The 17,609-nt window shown below is 58.8% G+C and carries 17 protein-coding genes and 4 tRNA genes; 15 read left to right on the top strand and 6 right to left on the bottom strand.

Features of this window, described 5'->3' with window-relative positions:
* Positions 1–51 precede the first annotated feature (51 nt).
* On the bottom strand, positions 52–591 hold the full coding sequence (locus EYC95_RS21885) for a TetR/AcrR family transcriptional regulator (protein WP_131062182.1): 540 nt from the start codon (positions 589–591) through the stop codon (positions 52–54).
* A gap of 91 nt (positions 592–682) precedes the next feature.
* On the opposite strand from EYC95_RS21885, the gene EYC95_RS21880 reads away from it, so the two are divergent.
* From EYC95_RS21880 to EYC95_RS21865, 4 genes are all read left to right on the top strand, one after another.
* Positions 683–1,876: an MFS transporter gene (locus EYC95_RS21880; RefSeq protein ID WP_131062181.1), complete on the top strand. Its 1,194-nt coding sequence runs from the start codon at positions 683–685 to the stop codon at positions 1,874–1,876.
* 42 nt (positions 1,877–1,918) lie between these two features.
* Positions 1,919–2,230, top strand: coding sequence for a cupin (locus tag EYC95_RS21875; RefSeq protein WP_131062180.1), 312 nt, complete (start codon positions 1,919–1,921; stop codon positions 2,228–2,230).
* A gap of 106 nt (positions 2,231–2,336) precedes the next feature.
* Positions 2,337–3,488, top strand: a complete 1,152-nt coding sequence (locus EYC95_RS21870; protein ID WP_131062179.1) for a TDT family transporter — start codon at positions 2,337–2,339, stop codon at positions 3,486–3,488.
* 98 nt (positions 3,489–3,586) lie between these two features.
* A complete protein-coding gene (locus EYC95_RS21865; protein ID WP_131062178.1) occupies positions 3,587–5,461 on the top strand; it encodes an MFS transporter in 1,875 nt (624 codons plus the stop codon).
* A 98-nt stretch (positions 5,462–5,559) separates the two neighbouring features.
* On the opposite strand, the gene sugE is transcribed toward EYC95_RS21865, so the two are convergent.
* The 3 genes from sugE to rdgC form a co-directional block, all read right to left on the bottom strand.
* Positions 5,560–5,874, bottom strand: coding sequence for a quaternary ammonium compound efflux SMR transporter SugE (sugE, locus tag EYC95_RS21860; RefSeq protein ID WP_131062177.1), 315 nt, complete (start codon positions 5,872–5,874; stop codon positions 5,560–5,562).
* Between the two features lie 119 nt (positions 5,875–5,993).
* On the bottom strand, positions 5,994–6,959 hold the full coding sequence (locus EYC95_RS21855) for a bile acid:sodium symporter family protein (RefSeq protein ID WP_131062176.1): 966 nt from the start codon (positions 6,957–6,959) through the stop codon (positions 5,994–5,996).
* A gap of 195 nt (positions 6,960–7,154) precedes the next feature.
* Positions 7,155–8,075, bottom strand: coding sequence for a recombination-associated protein RdgC (gene rdgC / locus EYC95_RS21850; protein ID WP_131062175.1), 921 nt, complete (start codon positions 8,073–8,075; stop codon positions 7,155–7,157).
* A 160-nt stretch (positions 8,076–8,235) separates the two neighbouring features.
* On the opposite strand from rdgC, the gene EYC95_RS21845 reads away from it, so the two are divergent.
* The 4 genes from EYC95_RS21845 to EYC95_RS21830 all read left to right on the top strand — a co-directional run bounded on the left by EYC95_RS21845 (position 8,236) and on the right by EYC95_RS21830 (position 8,777).
* Positions 8,236–8,311, top strand: a tRNA-Val gene (locus EYC95_RS21845).
* A gap of 18 nt (positions 8,312–8,329) precedes the next feature.
* A tRNA-Asp gene (locus EYC95_RS21840) sits at positions 8,330–8,406 on the top strand.
* 199 nt (positions 8,407–8,605) lie between these two features.
* Positions 8,606–8,681 (top strand) — tRNA-Val (locus EYC95_RS21835).
* Between the two features lie 19 nt (positions 8,682–8,700).
* Positions 8,701–8,777, top strand: a tRNA-Asp gene (locus tag EYC95_RS21830).
* An 85-nt stretch (positions 8,778–8,862) separates the two neighbouring features.
* Here EYC95_RS21830 and EYC95_RS21825 read toward each other — a convergent pair.
* Positions 8,863–9,996, bottom strand: coding sequence for a catalase family protein (locus EYC95_RS21825; protein WP_131062174.1), 1,134 nt, complete (start codon positions 9,994–9,996; stop codon positions 8,863–8,865).
* Positions 9,993–11,804: a di-heme-cytochrome C peroxidase gene (locus EYC95_RS21820; RefSeq protein ID WP_131062173.1), complete on the bottom strand. Its 1,812-nt coding sequence runs from the start codon at positions 11,802–11,804 to the stop codon at positions 9,993–9,995. Before EYC95_RS21820 ends, EYC95_RS21825 begins: the two co-directional genes overlap by 4 nt.
* A gap of 269 nt (positions 11,805–12,073) precedes the next feature.
* Here EYC95_RS21820 and EYC95_RS21815 point away from each other — a divergent pair, with 269 nt between their 5' ends.
* The 7 genes from EYC95_RS21815 to EYC95_RS21785 form a co-directional block, all read left to right on the top strand.
* Positions 12,074–12,787, top strand: coding sequence for an FKBP-type peptidyl-prolyl cis-trans isomerase (locus tag EYC95_RS21815; RefSeq protein ID WP_131062172.1), 714 nt, complete (start codon positions 12,074–12,076; stop codon positions 12,785–12,787).
* 293 nt (positions 12,788–13,080) lie between these two features.
* A complete protein-coding gene (locus EYC95_RS21810) occupies positions 13,081–13,536 on the top strand; it encodes a YkvA family protein (RefSeq protein ID WP_131062171.1) in 456 nt (151 codons plus the stop codon).
* Positions 13,537–13,651: 115 nt separating this feature from the next.
* A complete protein-coding gene (locus EYC95_RS21805) occupies positions 13,652–13,993 on the top strand; it encodes a helix-turn-helix domain-containing protein (protein ID WP_131062170.1) in 342 nt (113 codons plus the stop codon).
* Positions 13,990–14,361 (top strand): hypothetical protein, encoded by a 372-nt coding sequence (locus EYC95_RS21800; RefSeq protein WP_003223109.1) that lies wholly within the window; start codon positions 13,990–13,992, stop codon positions 14,359–14,361. Before EYC95_RS21805 ends, EYC95_RS21800 begins: the two co-directional genes overlap by 4 nt.
* Entirely contained in the window at positions 14,362–14,769 is a 408-nt protein-coding gene (locus EYC95_RS21795; protein WP_131062169.1) for a sel1 repeat family protein, read from the top strand.
* Positions 14,770–15,265: 496 nt separating this feature from the next.
* Positions 15,266–15,592, top strand: coding sequence for a hypothetical protein (locus EYC95_RS21790; RefSeq protein WP_131062168.1), 327 nt, complete (start codon positions 15,266–15,268; stop codon positions 15,590–15,592).
* A 444-nt stretch (positions 15,593–16,036) separates the two neighbouring features.
* Positions 16,037–17,609: DUF6531 domain-containing protein (locus tag EYC95_RS21785; RefSeq protein WP_256656987.1), on the top strand; the 1,573-nt coding region annotated here is incomplete at its 3' end.

Here is a 17,609-nt window from a genome sequence, read left to right as displayed (position 1 = left end):
ACAGAACCTGTAGGAGCGAGGCTTGCCCAAGGCTTGCCCGCGAAAGCGGTCTCACTGCTGCAACGCAATCTCGATCAACCGGTGCAACTCCTCAACCTCCAGCGGCGCCGCTGAAAACAGGATACGAAACACCGTCGGTGCCGCCACCAGGTTGATCAATCGGTCGACACTCGGCTTCGGCTCATCCGGGTAACGATCCAGAATTGTCTGCAACTGCCCGCCGATGATTGTCGCGCAATAGACCGGTGTGGTGCTGCATTGCACGTCGCGCAGCATGTTGCGGCCGGGTTCGGAGCTCATTTCGTCCAGGTACTGCTCCGCCCAGGCCTGCACATCACTGCGCAGGCTGCCGGTGTTGGCCGGTTCGCTGTCCGGGCGCAGGCGGGCGAGGGCGACGTCGGCCAGCAGCGTCGACAAATCCCCCCAGCGCCGATAGATGGTCGACGGTGTAACCCCCGCGCGCGCAGCGATTTGCGGCACGGTCACGGTGGTGCGGTCCTGCTCTTCGAGGAGTTGGCGCGCAGCCGAATGAATCGACTCTTGCACCCGGGCGCTTCGACCGCCCGGGCGTAAACCTTCTTTAATAGCCATACGGCAGACCTTAACACAAAGAATTTGCTTTAAGCGCTGGCCGGTAGCACACTCCGCAAAAGCAATAAATTAGCTTTTGCGGAGTGTGCGCATGTCCAGTTCGATATCAAACCGTTCCAGCCTGTGGTTTCTGGCAATCACTTTACTGAGTTTTCTCGCCGCTTCCACTGCGCCGACGCCTCTGTACCACTTGTATCAGGAACACCTGCAATTCTCGGCAGCGACCCTGACCCTGATTTTCGGCGTGTACGCCATCAGCCTGCTCGCGGCGCTGCTTACGGTCGGTTCGCTCTCGGATTACCTGGGACGCAAACCGGTGATCTTTACCGCTGTGGCGCTGAACATGCTGGCCATGCTGCTGTTTATCAATGCCGACAGCGTCGCGTGGTTGATCAGCGCCCGAGTGCTTCAGGGTTTTGCTACCGGGATGGCCACGGCTGCGCTGGGTGCCGCGTTGCTGGACACCGATCGCCAGCAAGGTCCGCTGGTCAATAGTGTTGCGCCGCTGCTCGGCATGGCGGTTGGCGCCATGGGCTGCGGCTTGTTGGCCGAGTTCGCGCCGCTGCCGCTGCAATTGACCTTTTGGGTGCTGCTCGCGCTGTTCGGGTTGCAGGCGCTGTACGTCTGGCGTCTGCCGGAAAGCGTCAGTGCGCAACGTGGTGCGTTGGCATCGCTGCGTCCGACCCTGCATGTGCCCACCCAGGCGCGGCGTGCGTTGTGGCTGGTGCTGCCGATCAACACCGCCGCGTGGGCGCTCGGTGGTTTCTACGCGTCCCTCGCCCCGTCGCTTGTGCGGACGGCTACCGGATCGACGTCGAATCTGATTGGCGGGGCGACAGTGGCGGTGCTGACCGTCACCGGCGCGTTGATGATCTACACCTTGCGCAGTCGTCCGGCCGATAAAGTCTTGCTGGTCGGCGCGAGCATTCTGCCCGCGGGGGTGGCGCTGATTTTACTGGCGGTCCACAGCGCCAGCCTGCCGCTGTTTTTCATCGGGACGCTGGTCGCCGGTTGCGGTTTCGGCGCCAGTTTCCTCGGCTCGTTGCGCAGCGTGGTGCCGATGGCGCTGCCTCACGAACGGGCCGGGTTGATGTCGGCGTTTTATGTGCTCAGTTATCTGGCGTTCTGCTTGCCATCGTTGCTGGCAGGGAATCTGACTCGGGCCTTTGGCTTGGTGATCACGACCGATGGCTATGGCGCGGTGCTGATTGTCCTGTCGCTCGGTGCACTGCTCGCGCTGATGCGTCAGCAGCCTGTCAAAGTCTGTGGCGTCGATGTTCGATGACCGCTAGCCTTGGCACCGCCACTCATTTCGACGGACCGCCCCATGAAGATTATCCGCAGCAAATCCTTCACCGCTGACCGTGCCTGGGGCGCCTTGGATATCGCCAACATGAACGGCATCACCACCCGTTTGCACTGGACTGACCAACCGTACAAATGGCACGTCAACGATGGGCAGGAAGTGTTCGTCGTGCTCGATGGCCAGGTGCAGATGCGCTACCGCGAAGAAGGCGTCGAAAAGGAAGCGCTGCTGGACGTGGGCGATATTTTCTATGCGTCGATCGGTACCGAGCACGTCGCCCATCCGCTAGGCGCGGCGAGGATCCTGGTGATCGAGACTGAAGGCAGCGTTTGACGCTATATCTGCAAAACAGATAACAGTTAGAGATATTACCCGTTATATAGATATTCGATTCAGATCTACCATGAGTTCCACCTCACAAGAGGAAGAGGAATTCACCATGACATGCCCCAACACCACGACCCTCGGTTTAAAACCGCTCAGCCATTTGCAGCACCCGCTTGAGGCCATTCGCCAATTCACCCCCAACTGGTTCGCCGCAACCATGGGGACGGGCGTGCTGGCGTTGGCGCTGGCGCAATTGCCCGTATCCATACCCGGCCTGCACGCGGTGGCCGAAGGTCTCTGGCTGCTCAATATCTGCCTGTTTGTATTGTTCACCGCAGCGTACGCGGCACGCTGGGTGCTGTTCTTTGATGAGGCGCGACGGATTTTCGGCCACTCCACGGTCTCGATGTTTTTCGGCACCATCCCCATGGGGTTGGCGACCATCATCAACGGTTTCCTGGTGTTCGGCTTGCCGCGCTGGGGCGACGGTGTGATTCATGTCGCCGAAGTGCTGTGGTGGCTCGATGTGGCCATGTCTGTGGCCTGCGGCGTGCTGATTCCCTACATGATGTTCACCCGCCAGGAACACAGCATCGACCAGATGACAGCGGTCTGGCTGTTGCCTGTGGTCGCGGCGGAAGTGGCCGCCGCCAGCGGTGGTTTGCTGGCACCGCACCTGGCCGATGCCCATTCGCAACTGGTGATGCTGACGACCAGCTACGTTCTCTGGGCCTTTTCCCTGCCGGTGGCGTTCAGCATTCTGACGATTCTGTTGTTGCGCATGGCGCTGCATAAACTGCCTCACGAAAACATGGCCGCCTCCAGCTGGCTGGCGCTGGGGCCGATCGGCACCGGGGCGTTGGGCATGTTGCTGCTGGGCGCCGACGCGCCAGCCATTTTCGCGGCCAACGGTTTGCCAGGCATGGGGGAAATTGCCGCCGGGTTGGGCCTGGTGGCCGGGATCACGCTGTGGGGCTTCGGCTTCTGGTGGATGTTGATGGCGGTGCTGATCACCGTGCGTTACCTGCGCGACGGTATCCCGTTCAACCTTGGCTGGTGGGGCTTCACCTTCCCGCTGGGCGTCTATTCTCTGACGACGTTGAAACTGGGCAGCACCTTGAACCTGACGTTTTTCAGTGTCTTTGGCTGCGTGCTGGTGGCGATGCTGGCGGTGATGTGGCTGATCGTCTCCCTACGCACGGTGCAGGGCGCGTGGCGGGGCGAGTTGTTTGTCTCACCGTGCATTGCAGGATTAAAGAAATAACCTGCAAAGATTAGGTAATGTGTGGCCTGGATCGACGCTCGACATTCCAATAACAATCGCCACGCCACTCTTTACCCAACATCAGGGACACATGGAAGATGAGCCACCCCTCACAGTTCACCTTGCTTCGCACCCGGCGCTTCCTGCCGTTCTTCGTCACGCAGTCCCTCGGGGCGTTCAACGACAACATCTTCAAGCAGTCGTTGATTCTCGCCATTCTGTACAAGCTGACGATCGAGGGTGACCGTTCGATCTGGGTCAACCTGTGCGCGCTGCTGTTTATCCTGCCGTTCTTTCTGTTTTCGGCGCTGGCCGGCCAGTTCGGGGAAAAGTTCGCCAAGGACGCGCTGATTCGGCTGATCAAGCTCGGGGAGATCGCCATCATGGCGGTCGGCGCGGTCGGTTTCCTGTTCGATCACCTGTCGCTGATGCTGGTGGCGCTGTTCGCCATGGGCACGCACTCGGCGCTGTTCGGGCCGGTGAAGTACTCGATTCTGCCGCAAGCCCTGCGTGAAGAAGAACTGGTGGGTGGCAACGGGCTGGTGGAAATGGGCACGTTTCTGGCGATCCTCGCGGGGACCATCGGCGCCGGGATCATGATGTCGTCCAGTCATTACGCGACCATCGTTTCCACTGCGATCATCGGTGTCGCGGTGCTCGGTTACCTGGCCAGTCGCAGCATTCCCCGGGCGGCGGCTTCATCGCCGCACATGCGCCTGAACTGGAACATCTTCAGCCAATCCTGGGCCACCTTGAAACTGGGCCTGGGGCAAACGCCTGCGGTGTCGCGTTCCATCGTCGGCAACTCGTGGTTCTGGTTTGTAGGGGCGATTTATCTGACGCAGATCCCGGCCTATGCCAAGGAGTGGATGCACGGCGACGAGACCGTGGTGACGCTGATTCTGACGGTGTTCTCGGTGGGCATCGCGCTGGGCTCGATGCTCTGCGAGAAACTCTCCGGACGCAAAGTCGAGATCGGCCTCGTGCCGTTCGGTTCGTTCGGGCTGACGGTGTTTGGCTTGCTGCTGTGGTGGCATTCCGGCGGTATTCCGGACAGCGTTGACGGCCATGGCTGGATCGAAATCCTCGGTTTTGGCCACACCTGGCTGGTGCTGATCGACATTCTGGGGCTGGGGATTTTCGGCGGTTTCTATATCGTGCCGCTGTACGCGCTGATTCAGTCGCGCACCCCCGAGAACGAGCGGGCGCGGGTGATTGCTGCCAACAACATTCTTAACGCACTGTTTATGGTGGTGTCGGCGATTGTCTCGATCGTTCTGCTGAGCATGGTCGAGCTGTCTATCCCGCAGCTGTTTCTGGTGGTGTCGCTGCTGAACATTGGCGTCAACGCCTACATCTTCAGCATCGTCCCCGAGTTCACCATGCGCTTCATGATCTGGCTGCTCAGCCATTCCATGTACCGCGTGGAGCATCGCAATCTCGATCTGATCCCGGATGAAGGCGCGGCATTGCTGGTCTGCAACCATGTGTCGTTCGTCGACGCGTTGCTGATTGGCGGTGCAGTGCGTCGGCCGATTCGTTTTGTCATGTACTACAAAATCTACAACCTGCCGGTGCTGAACTTTATCTTCCGTACCGCCGGGACGATTCCGATCGCGGGGCGCCAGGAAGACATTCAAATCTACGAAAAGGCCTTCACGCGCATCGCTCACTATCTGAAGGACGGTGAGCTGGTGTGCATCTTCCCTGAAGGCAAGTTGACTGGTGACGGAGAGATGAGCGAGTTCAAGGGTGGGCTGGTGCGGATTCTCGAAGAGACACCGGTGCCGGTGATTCCGCTGGCGTTGCAAGGGTTGTGGGGGAGTTTCTTCAGCCGCGATCCGGGCAAGGGGTTGTTTCGTCGGTTGTGGTCGCGGGTGACGTTGGTGGCGGGGCCGGCGGTGGCGGTTGAGGTGGCGGAGCCCCTGAAGTTGCAGCAGTTGGTAGGAGATTTGCGTGGGGCCGTCAGGTAGTCGGTGACTTTAAGGGCCTCTTCGCGGGCAAGCCTCGCTCCTACAGGGTTAACAGTTCCATGTAGGAGAGAGGCTTGCCCGCGAAGGCGATCGTAAGGTCAGGCGCTAACCTTGAGGCCAACCAACCCGGCAATAATCAACGCCACACTGGCCAGCCTGAACAGCGCCATGGATTCACCAAACAGAATGATCCCGGCGATGACCGTGCCCACGGCGCCCACGCCCGTCCAGATCGCATAGGCAGTGCCCAGCGGCAATTCCTTCATGGCAAGGCCGAGCAAGCCAAGGCTGATGACCATGGCGGCAACGGTCAATGCGGTAGGGAGAGGGCGGCTGAAACCGTCGGTGTATTTCAGGCCGACGGCCCAGCCCACTTCGAACAGGCCGGCGAAAAACAGAATGATCCAGGACATGAGAGACCTCCATCGATTGACGGGGTCGTCCCCAGATTAATGACTCGATCGAGCCGCGAGGTCGTCCTCGCGTTGCGCAATAGAGTGCCCAACATTAACCCGAGGATCAAGTTTTCGGATTACTCGGTCGCTTGCTGAGCAGCGGTGTCGCGGTCTTCTTTCTCGCTCATGCGGCGGAAATACGTCGAGAGCAACGCTCCTGAAATGTTGTGCCAGACGCTGAACAACGCGCTAGGCACCGCCGCCAATGGCGAGAAGTGCGCACTGGCCAACGCGGCACCCAAGCCGGAGTTCTGCATGCCGACTTCCAGTGCCAGGGATTTTCGCTGGGCCAGCGGCAACTTGAACAGGCGTCCGGTGAAGTAACCCAACAAATAGCCGAAACTGTTGTGCAGCATCACCACGGCCATGATCAGCAGGCCGGACTCGGCAATCTTCGCCTGGCTGGCGGCCACCACGGCGGTGACGATGATCACGATGCTCACCACGGAAATCAGCGGCAACACTTCCACTGCATGGCGAACCCGATCACCCAACAGGCGCTGGGCAACCACACCGAGTACGATCGGCAATAGCACCACTTGCAGGATGGACCAGAACAGCTCCATGAAGGACACCGGCAACCATGCCGAAGCCAGCAGCCAGATCAGCGCGGGTGTCAGCAGCGGAGCGAGGAGGGTAGTGACGGCGGCGATGGCCACCGACAGCGCGAGATCGCCACGCGCCAGCCAGGTCATCACGTTCGACGAGGTGCCGCTTGGGCAGCAGCCGACCAGAATCACGCCGACGGCGATTTCCGGTGGCAGGTGAAACGCCTGGCAGAGCAACCACGCCACGCCGGGCATGATCACGAAATGTGCAACCACGCCCAGCGCCACGCGCCACGGATGGCGTGCGACTTCGGCGAAGTCTTCGAGTTTGAGGGTCAGGCCCATGCCGAACATCACCAGGCCCAGCAGCGGCACGATCGCGCCTTTCAGGCCGATGAACCACGTCGGCTGAAGGAACGCCACGACCGCGAAGATCAGGACCCAGTAAGCGAAGGTGTTGCCGACAAAACGACTCAATGCAGCCAGAGCACGCATGGCCTGATCCTTGTTTTAAGTAACACCACAAAACCAATGTGGGAGCGAGCCTTTGTGGCGAGGGGGTTTACCCCCGTTGGACAGCGCAGCAGTCCCATTTTTTTGGGGCCGCTTCGCGACCCAACGGGGCGGTGCGACGTTTCGCTAAACCCCCTCACCACAAAGGCTCACTCCCACAGTAGTAATCACAAGACTTTAGATGCCCTGCGGAAGCTCTTCGCCGCCCAACGCTTCAACCAGCCCCGGCAGGAAATCGCCGAAGGTCAGCATCATCAGGGTGAAGCTGGCGTCCAGCTGGCCGAGGGCTTCTTCGCCACCGTCCTGTTCCGCCTGGTCTTGCAGCAGGTCTTCGAACTTCAGGCGCTTGACCACCATCTTGTCGTCGAGGACGAAAGACAGCTTGTCTTGCCAGGCCAGCGACAGCTGAGTCACCACCTTGCCGGTGCTCAAGTGCAGCTGAATCTCTTCGCTGGTCAGGTCCTGACGCTTGCAGCGCACGATGCCGCCGTCTTCGTGGGTGTCGCGCAGTTCGCACTCGTCCAGCACAAAGAAGTCGTCCGCGGCTTTCTGGGTGGTGACCCATTCAGTCATGGTCGCAGTTGGCGACATTTTAACGGTCAGTGGACGTACCGGCAGGGTGCCGATCACTTCACGCAAGGTGGACAGCAAGTCTTCGGCGCGTTTCGGGCTGGCCGAGTTGACCAGGATCAGGCCCTGTTTCGGCGCAATGGCAGCGAAGGTCGACGAGCGACGGATAAAGGCACGCGGCAGGAACGCCTGGATGATTTCATCCTTGATCTGGTCGCGTTCCTTTTTATAGACCTTGCGCATTTGTTCGGCTTCGATCTCTTCGACCTTTTCCTTCACGGCGTCACGCACGACGCTGCCCGGCAAGATGCGCTCTTCTTTACGGGCGGAGATCAGCAGGAAGTCGCCGCTGACGTGCACCAAAGGTGCATCTTCGCCTTTGCCGAAGGGCGCGACGAAACCGTAGGTGGTCAACTCCTGGCTTGCACATGGACGCGCCAGTTTGGTGGCCAGTGCAGTTTCCAACGCCTCGGCATCAAAAGGCAGATCTTGGGTCAGGCGATAGATAAGCAGGTTTTTGAACCACATGGGGCGAGTCTCTCCTTTATACAAAGGGGGGCATTATTCTCTTAGCGAAGCCATAGGCCAACCCTTCTCTAAGCCTTTGGAAGGCCTGCAAAAATTATTGTAAAAAGTGCTTGCCAGAGGTTGGGTCGCTCCGTAGAATGCGCGCCACACCGAAAGTGAAGGGTGATTAGCTCAGCTGGGAGAGCGTCTGCCTTACAAGCAGAATGTCGGCGGTTCGATCCCGTCATCACCCACCATTCGCTTTAGTGTTACGCGCAGCGGTAGTTCAGTCGGTTAGAATACCGGCCTGTCACGCCGGGGGTCGCGGGTTCGAGTCCCGTCCGCTGCGCCATATTCGGTAACCTGGAGCGCTGAACGCCAGGTCACCACGGAAAAGCCCGCTCACGCGGGTTTTTTTCTGTCCAAAGTTTGTACGTTGTTCCTGCAGGTCGTGTCGTTCTACCGGTTTTCAGATTTTTTTGAAAAATTATTCAATAAAATCAACACTTTATGAAAATCTGTGGCACAATGCGCCCCGCAACGAAGGTAAAGGGTGATTAGCTCAGCTGGGAGAGCGTCTGCCTTACAAGCAGAATGTCGGCGGTTCGATCCCGTCATCACCCACCATTTACTTTCAACGCTACGCGCAGCGGTAGTTCAGTCGGTTAGAATACCGGCCTGTCACGCCGGGGGTCGCGGGTTCGAGTCCCGTCCGCTGCGCCATATTCGGTAACCTGGAACGCTGAACGCCAGGTCACCACACAGAAAGCCCGCTTAATGCGGGCTTTTTGCTGTCCGGGATTTGGCTTTATTGCTCGGCGTTGCGGCTGTGGCGGTAATCGCTCACGGCTTCATACACTGCTTTGCGCAGGCGGTTGATGCCGCCAATCGGTCGATGGGCCTCTAGCCCGAACCACGGATTGAACGACTGGTTGTCGCATTGCACGTTCAGCGCTGGCGTATCGAAATCCTGGGCAGGCAGTTTGATCCGCGCCACGGTCTCGAACGGTGCATCCTTTTCCTTCCACTCAATACTCGTGTCCTCGATCGGCATGTACTTGCCCTGATCCTGGCGCTGGATCTGCAACACGAAGCACGCGGGCACCCGATCCGTCGACAATTGCTGATTTAGCGCGTTGCGCAAAAAATTTGGCAGCTTCTGATTCTGCGCCGGCAAGGTGTAGGCCGGGCAGCTGTCGGGGTCCGGCATGACCCGGAATTTGGCGTTGGCTTCACCAAACTTGTAGGGCGAAACCGAAAAGTAAGTCGTCTTTGTCGGACTTTCCGGGGCCGAGGAGAGTGTCGCCAAGGCAATAAACAGATGACGAATCTGCCACGTGCGCGGATCCCAGCCGGGGAAAAACGCCGTCAGCTTCTTGCCATCGGCCTGAGCGGCCACATTCTGACGGTATTCGGCGACATCGCTGACGAAGAAATTCGGGTGGCTGAACATCACGAAGTCCTGTTCGCCGCGGCTTTGTTGATCGGCGAACAGTTGTTTGCCGGGCACGTCGAGCAGCTTGATCGCCATGCCCCGGGCATCGCGGATACTGTCGAACTGTGGATAGGCATTGCCGTTGGACAGCCGCATCGTCGCTTGCCAGGTTTTGCCGGGTTCGCTGAACACGCCCTGACGCAGCTCATCCGCCAGATCCGCCAGCACCTGAACCTCGGCCTTCACGCAACCGTGCGCCTTGGCATGCGCATCGCGCAGGTAGCGGGTACTTTCACGGTGCTGATCGACGATGCGCACGGCGGTCTGAATGATGTCCTGAGTCATCGCCGCTTCGCCGTCCGGGATCAGTTCTTCAGCCGAGACCGGCCCCCGGTGTTGCCAGGCAAACCATGCCGTGGCCAGCGCCCAACCCAGCAATCCCAAGCCAAACAAGCAAAGCAGGACTTTGCCGAGAAACGCGCCAAACAAGATCCAGAGTCTGCTCATGGCAATTGTGCCTCCAACGGGCCGCCCAACACTTTCAGGTACTCCAGCAGCGCCCAGCGCTCCTCCGGTTGCAGCAGGCGACCGATGACGCCGTTGCCACGCTTGCCGGCACGGAACTCGTGGCCGCTGTTGTGATTGCCGGTGATGCGTGTGTCGAACTTGAAGCCATTGGTGAAGGCTTCGGTGCGATAACCCAGGTGCCTGGGGTCATACTCGAACGTGCCTTTGTAGAAGTTCGTTGCGCGTTCATCCTGAGGCGAGAGCAGTTGATAGATGCTCGGCACCGAACCGTTGTGCAGAAACGGCGCCGTCGCCCAGACGCCGGCCAACGGACGGGCCTTGTAGGCGCGCAGTTCGCGCACGCCAATCGGCAGGCCGAAGCCATCCATGTCCGGGCGCTCGGCTTCGGGGATTTTCGCCTCGCGGTAAGCGCGGTTTCCTACGAACGCGGTGACGTAGGCCAGGCCCTTGGCGGACGAGAGCTTGCTCATGTCCAGCGGTTCGGCGGGCGGTGGCTGCAATTGCACATCCAGTTTCGCCAGTTCTGCCGGGTCCCATTGCAAGGCGCTGAGGTCGAAGCGATGGTCGGCGATGTTATTGGCCGCACCCGGGTCTGTGCCGATGTATTCCACCGGCAGCATTTTCAGGTGTTGCACCCAGCGTCCGTTGGTTTGGACCGATCGAGGCACGTGACAATCCGCGCAATTTTCGCTGAACAATTCGCGACCTTTGACGGCCAGGGGCTTGTCGACAGCGCCCAGCACGTCTTCCGGCCAGGCCGGTGGTTTGAGCCGTTGCAGGGTTTGTTCGATCTTGTGCAAATCACGCAATCGGACACTCGACGGATAGCGCTCGTCACCTTTAAGCGGTTGGCCGTTGGCGTCGAAGAAATTCAGGGTCGCGCCGACGCCAAGGGCCTCGCCGATGTTGCGCGCCATCGGTTGCTGCGCCGAACCGTTCCATTGCACCCAGTCAAAGGTCCACATGTCCCACAATTGCGGGTAGTCAACCGGGGCATTCGCCACGCGGTAGTTATCGGCCGAAATCGCATCGCCGAAGCTGGCGTTGGCGATACGCCCGAAGGCATCGGTACGGCCGGGGCCTTCCTCGGTCGGGTAGAGCCCGCGATGGGTATCGTTCCAGGCCACCTTCACGAAGATGTTCAGAGAGGTTTTGAAGTCTTCGCGCAGTTGTTGGCGCCGGGCGTCGTAGTCCTCGCCGAGCACGTTGCGGGCGAAGCGTTCGAATTTCCACGGGTTGTAGTAAGTCGAGATCAGACTGGCTACCAGCGCCTGTCCGAAACTACCGCCGCGCAGTGTAGGAACACTGGAAGGCAGGACATGCTGCGCCGAACCTCCGTCGATGCGCACTGCCTGGCCGTTGAAACGCAATTCACCGGTGTGGCAGGCGGCACAGGTGATGTCGAGGTATTCGTCCAGGCTGCCAGGATTTTGATGGCGGGCAAAACCCACAGGCAAGTTGTCGGGATTGCTGTTCGGCGTGGTTTTCTGCTCGGAGTCGATCAGAAATCCAAAGCGTGCCAGATACTCGGGGGCGGCGAATCGTTGTTCCGAGAAGGGCAGCTCGAGTTCCTTGAACCAGTCATAGCGCAAGCCTTTGACCTGAGTGCCCTGAGGGGTGAAGTAGTAAGCCTGGCGGTCGGCGGCACTCCACTGCTCCAGGTAATGCACCTGTTGTGCGGGTGACCAGGTCGGCAGTTTCGGGTTGGCGACGTAATACAGAACCACGGCCAGGCCCAGCCCCAGCAGCACAGCGAACAGCAACAGCAGGCGTAATAAGAGGCGCAAGATAAACGTCCTTGTCGATTTGTAGCTCTCTTATGCCTCAGTGTTCGGGGTGAGGCAAGTGGCCATTACGCCAGAAGCTGTGGGATACGGCACCCGTCTCTGCGGGCACAAGATGACAGAAGCTTCATCATTCCAATCCCGAAATGCGTTAAAACACCTGAACTTATCAGAAGTTTCCTGCTCTCATGCCGGTAGCCATTGGTCGTGGCCGCCTGATAAGCTCGCGGCTTTACTCGATTGCCCTTTAGGCGCATGAACAAGGAAATAGCATGAAACAGCATCGGTTGGCGGCGGCGGTGGCCCTGGTTAGCCTGGTACTTGCGGGTTGTGATTCGCAGACCAGCGTAGAGCTGAAAACCCCGGCGCAAAAAGCTTCCTACGGGATTGGCCTGAACATGGGCAAGAGCCTGGCTCAGGAAGGCATGGATGACCTGGACTCCAAAGCCGTAGCCCAAGGCATCGAAGATGCCGTCGGTAAGAAAGAACAGAAGCTGAAGGATGACGAACTGGTCGAAGCCTTCGCAGCACTGCAGAAGCGTGCTGAAGAGCGTATGGCCAAAATGAGCGAAGAGTCGGCATCCGCCGGCAAGAAATTCCTCGATGAAAACGCCAAGAAAGCCGGTGTAACCACCACTGCTTCGGGCCTGCAATATGAAGTGGTCAAGAAAGCTGATGGCGCACAGCCTAAGCCGACCGACGTAGTGACTGTTCACTACACCGGCAAGCTGACCAACGGCACTACGTTTGACAGCTCCGTCGATCGTGGCAGCCCGATCGATCTGCCGGTTAGCGGCGTGATTCCGGGTTGGGTCGAAGGCTTGCAACTGATGCACGTTGGCGAGAAGTACAAACTGTACATCCCTAGCGAACTGGCCTACGGCGCCCAAAGCCCAAGCCCGGCGATTCCAGCCAACTCGGTGCTGGTATTCGACCTGGAACTGCTGGCGATCAAGGATCCAGCAAAAGAAGACGCCACCAAGTAATCAGCGTCTGCTCTAAAAACAACGCCTCGCTTTATGCGGGGCGTTGTTGCATCTGGCGTTCAGCGAGGGTAAACAAAGCGAACGGATGCTGTACGTTGCAGTCATAGCCATTGAGACGCCCGTGCTAGCCGCGCCGGCGCGCCAAGTCAATGAAATCTTGGGTTTTTTTATGTGAGTAAAAAACGCCCGATCTGAGTTAAGCCCTTATGAAACGGGGCTTTCAGCCGTGAAAAATAGCTCTGTTCACAAGGTTATCCACAATTTGTGTGGATAACATTTCAGAGGGAGGAATGATGAAAGCACCCTGGAATTTCGCTCGTTTCCTGCCACTTGCCGGACGCTTGTTGGCCCGTGGACGATTACCGACCCTGCTGTTCGCCGTCGCCAGCAAAGGTGCCAGCCAAGGCAACCGATTGGGCAAACTCAAGGACGATTTGCGCCTGTTGCAGGCACTGTGCCTGGCCTACTGGCGCGGGGAGTACCGCGCTATCAGCCCGAAGGCGTTGCTCTCGGTGGTTGCCGGCCTGATGTACTTTCTCAGTCCGGTGGATGCGATTCCCGACTTCATCCCGGTATTCGGCATGCTCGATGACATCGCCGTGCTGGCCTGGTTGATGAAAGTCCTCGATGACGAACTCAATGCCTTCCGTGCCTGGCGCAATCGCCAGTTGCCGGAGAAGCTCGCGGTGGCCGAGCGCCTTCCCGACACCCCCGAGCAACTTCAGCTTCAAGGACCGAAAAAAACCTGATTTGATTGAGGATCGTCCTTATATTCATACCCCCCCGCGACCGTGGCCGCTGTTAGGATTACACTTCTAGGGAAAAGTGCCGACTCGCTAAGTGTCGTTGTCCTACGGGGAAGTCATGGATATTCAGATAATCACACGCGAAGGCGAGCCCGAATACGCGGTTCTGCCGTGGGCTCAGTATCAGGCTTTACTGAAAGCAGCAGGCATCAACGAACAACCGGCACCCGACACGCCGGTGCGTCACGCAGCATCACCAGACCAGATTCTTCCAGGTCTGGATCAACTACGCAGTTTGCGCGAAGGGAAGGGCATCGCCATTGAGGCGCTCGCCCGCACGGTAGGCATCAGCCCGTCTTATCTGGCCTTGATCGAAAGTGGCGAGCGTCAACCCGACGCTGCGATTCGCCGCAGCCTGGCCTGGGAGCTGACGGTGCCAGGGTGGAGGGATGAATCGTGAGCGTACGCATCAGTCGTCAACATTGGGACGGGTTGCTGGGTGAGCTGGATCAGGCCCGCCGCCAGCGCCATCTGCTGACTTATCGAGCCTTGCTGGAACGTTTGCAGTTGCCCACGCCGGCCATGCAAACCCTCACCGCAGCGCTTGAACATCTGGCCGCGCTGGACGCCAAGGCCGAGCAGCCGCTGCGCAGCTCGCTGGTGATCAGCCAGGGCGCCAGTCGCCTGCCACGCACCGGTTTCTTCGAATGCGTCGAACGTCTGGGGCGTTTCTCCGGGCCGTCCGACGGCGTTGCTGCCGCCTCGTGGCACGCCTCGGAAGTGGTGCGCGTGTTCGAATACGAGTACCCGGAATCGGCGGAGGCCTGAGTGTTTTTAAAGCTCAAGGCACGGGCCGGTTACTGGCTGGCCCGCCGGTTGTTTCACTGGTCGTGGTTCGTGCGACAGCCCCGTGGCTGGAGCTGGCTCGAAGGCCAGTTCGCGCGCATGGCCAATCTGGGTGACGTCGGCGCGCAAAGCTTCTATGGCCACATCCTGACCTTTCGCGGCGTCGGCCTTGGGGCTCGTGAGGAAGGCGTGCGATTGCTGCGCCTGGCGGCGTTGGCGGGGGATGGCAAAGCGGCGTATCAAGTGGGCGTGATCAGTTTGGCGGGGACGCCGAGCAAGGCGCCGGATGCGATTGAAGCGGCGCGGTTTTGGGGAATGGCGGCGAAGGCGGGGCATCCGTTGGCTGAGATGAAGCTTAAAGAGATGGCGTCTCGCGATTCGGCGAAATAAAGACATAGCGGTTCGACAAATGAACGTGGCGTGAGGGAAACCTCCCGCCACGTTTGCGTTTCTGACGGTTCGTTTATTAGTGGCGACGTATTAGAGAATTGCCCTACGACAACATCGTCCGTTCCTGACTTCTTTCCTGATTGATCACCCGCAAAGTGCAGCGCGTTTAAAGCCGGGCAAATTCATCGGAGATTTCCTTCGAGTTGTGGCGGCTTTCATGAACTGGTGCGAACTGAGTTCACCCGATAGCCTTTGATGGTCACTGAAAACTCAGTGGTGGGGTGTAGGAACCCTTTCAGCATCGGTATTGCGTTAGCGTCGAAACCTGATTTGCGGCCGTCTATATGCGTCCGTAAGATCTGTTGCGGCGGCTGTGCGCGGGCACGCTTCGGCGTGGTCGAGTCTCCGATGCTCGGTATTCCTACCCCGCGTATAGCTGCCACCCAGGCCTGTAGGAAGGCTTTTGGCAGCTCCCATTGTCATCGGAAGGTCTCAAATGCCAACACTTCATCCTGATCCACCCTACGAAAAACCGGTTTCCCACCCAAAAAACCGCTTCATGGCGCTCACCAGCAACTGCAGCGACATGCCCACCTTGTTCGTCGACACCCACGCGCCCCTCGATATTTTGACCGACGCCGCCCGCTACCGAATCCGTGCGGTAACCCAAGTGCTGGAGAACCTGTCCATGCGCGGTTCGATTGAGTGCGATTCCATGATTCTCAGCGACTTCGCGTTGCTCTGTGCGATTCCGTTGCGCGATGGGTGTGATGTGCTGGATGTGGTTGGGCGGCGGTTGGGGGCGCGGTCAGCGGCGGATTGATTCCAGAGATTTTGGTTGTCTGGTCTGGCCTCTTCGCGGGCAAGCCTCGCTCCTACACGGGTTCTGTGTCGTTCACAATCATCACAAACAACACAAAACCCTGTAGGAGAGAGGTTTGCCCGCGAAGGCGTCAGTACAATCAGCGATGCCCCAACAGCAACTCATCCTCTCGCCCCGGCATCACCAAACTATCAATCACATGCACGCTATACCCCGGCACATTCTTCGCGTGATGTTTGGACTGCGATGCCCGCCACGTTTGCGTTTTGCCTTTTCGTTGTTGGCGGGTTGTTAATTAGGGATTTTTCCTACATTCAACACCTACTTTCCTGACTTCTTTCCTGATTGATCCCCCGCAAAGTCTCGCGCGCTCCATTTTCTGCGCGAGGGATTGCTCATGTTCGACCCGATTTTCTACTCCACTTCATGCCGTTCGGTGCGCTGATGGATCAGATCGCCCGCATCGAGCAGGAACTCGACGACTTTCCGGACACCCTGACGCTGTATCGCGAACAGCTGAAAAGTTGGTATAGCCAAGCAGCGGACAAGGTCAGCCGTGCTACCGATTTGCCATCGCTGATGGACATGGATCGGAAGATAAAGCTGGGGAATACCAGCACGACGGTTAGCAGTGGTGATGACGACTTTCTCTCCAGCGTTGCGCAGTGTCCGGCCAATCGAATTCTTGAAATCGAAAGCAAGTTTGAGTCGGTCTATGACATTCCGTTGGGGAATATATCGGTCGATGTGATTGCCATGGATGGCGGCAAGCGCACAACGGTGCCGCTCGATGAACATGGCAAGGGGCAGTTTAAAGGCACTCCCGGCAAGTTCTACCGCGTTCATGTCCAGAGTGAAGTCACTCCAGAGCAAATTGATGATCTTTTTTCCTCTTACGACGGCCTGACCACAGAGCTGGATAGCTGGTTGCGCAAAGAGTGGGAGGGTTTCAAACCGCAGTGGTCGCAGCAGTCGGCATCGGCTTCATTGGCGGCGGTGGGCAATGGAATGCTTGCAGGAGGTTGGGCAGCGATTCAGGAGGTTTGGGATGGCATCGGTGAAATTACCGACATCCTGAAAGACCCCGGCGCCTTTGCCGAGAAGTTGGGTGAAAGCGCTGGCCAATTTGCCGAACTGGCCGAATCTGCCCCCGATTTGATGGAAAAAGCCATGTTGCTGGCCAGCGACGAGGCGGCACTGTGTTTGCTGATGCGCACCGCGGTGTTGTGGCTCGAAGCATTGCCACCTTCGCAACTGGCCGGGTCCTCGGCCGAAGCCATCTCCAAAGTCGTAGTTGGTTTGGTCATCGACTTGTTGATTGGCTTGGTGCTGAGCGTGGTTGGGGTGGGCATTGCCTGGCTGACAGTAAGGCTGGCCAAGTACAGCGCGCAAATTTTTAAGGCCGCCATGGGTTTCGTGAAGTCGATGGTCACGATCATCAATAACTTCATGGAGTATGTCGACCGCTACAAAACAGTCGCTGTGCGCGGTGTGGCCGCGGGTCTCAAACAAGGTCGCATGCAACTGCGCTGGAATGGCCGCAAGAACACCACGCTCAAGCATAACGAACACCACGACGACGTCTCAAAGCAGGCCACGAACCCCAACGGCGACAGCGCCGACTCCGCCGATAAAACCGCCACCAACAAATGTCCGGTCTCGATGGTCACGGGCGAAGAACTGCTGACCCTCACCGACGGTTCGCTGGACGGCATCCTGCCGTTCGCCTTCACCCGGCTCTACCGCACCAGCGCCGCTGAGATCGATGCCGGCCTCGGATTCGGCTGGAGCCATTCGTTATCCCATCGATTGGAAATCGACGGCGACACCGTCATCTGGATCGACCACGAAAACCGTCGCACCACCTTCCCGCTGCCGAGCAGCGAACGTCCGGCGATCCACAACAGCCTCTCGCGCGCCGCGATTTACCTCGGCAATGAACCCGAAGAACTGATCCTCGCCCAGGCCGGCGACGAGGCACGTTTCTACCATTTTCATAATGGTTTTCTCACAACCA

The sequence above is a fragment of the Pseudomonas sp. BGI-2 genome (assembly GCF_004310295.1).
Classification (GTDB): domain Bacteria; phylum Pseudomonadota; class Gammaproteobacteria; order Pseudomonadales; family Pseudomonadaceae; genus Aquipseudomonas.
Note: the sequence above shows the minus strand (reverse complement) of the source record. Positions and strands in the feature narration are given on the sequence as shown.